The sequence below is a fragment of the Gluconobacter sp. P1D12_c genome (assembly GCF_018812105.1).
Lineage (GTDB): Bacteria > Pseudomonadota > Alphaproteobacteria > Acetobacterales > Acetobacteraceae > Gluconobacter > Gluconobacter oxydans_A.
Window position 1 is genome coordinate 1 of the sequence record NZ_JACSIQ010000324.1, and the last position, 504, is coordinate 504.

General features: G+C 51.4%; 1 protein-coding gene. It reads right to left on the reverse strand.

The window, feature by feature from the left end:
* A partial coding sequence (locus tag KP705_RS16995; protein ID WP_252348440.1) for a plasmid recombination protein occupies nt 1-302 on the reverse strand: 302 nt, incomplete at its 3' end.
* Nucleotides 303-504: the final 202 nt, after the last annotated feature.

Below are 504 nucleotides of genomic sequence, written 5' to 3' on the forward strand. Positions count from 1 at the left end.
CTTTCGTGTCGTGACCCCAAATACGCCACCTGGTCAGCGTTCCGGATCTCGAACGCGCCAGGTGAGGACGAGACCAGGTATTCGATGCACTGCACGGCGTTCTTGCGGATCTTCTCAGCTAGCGCCTTCTCGAACGCGATCATGCCCTGTTTGACGTTCTGCGGCCCGATCAGGTCATTGTCTGGCGTTCTCGTGGCGTCAGCGTTTGGCGTATCCTGCTCTCGGTAGGCGTGCTTCATGGACGCCCTGACGGACTTGGGCGATTTGAGTTTCTGAACCCGAAGAATGGCGAATTTTGACATGGTGTTTCAGCCCCCTTTTTTCAAAAGGTGGACTTACTACACAATTTGCAAGCAAATTGTCGTAAGCTGAAGAAGGAAACCCCTTCTTCAGATATATTCAGAAAGCTTCTTTTTTTGTCGGTAATGGCACATTTGGCTGACCGACAAACCATTCGTAGAGTGAAGGATCACTCGGAAGGCGAAGTGTCTCTAGAAGCACTTC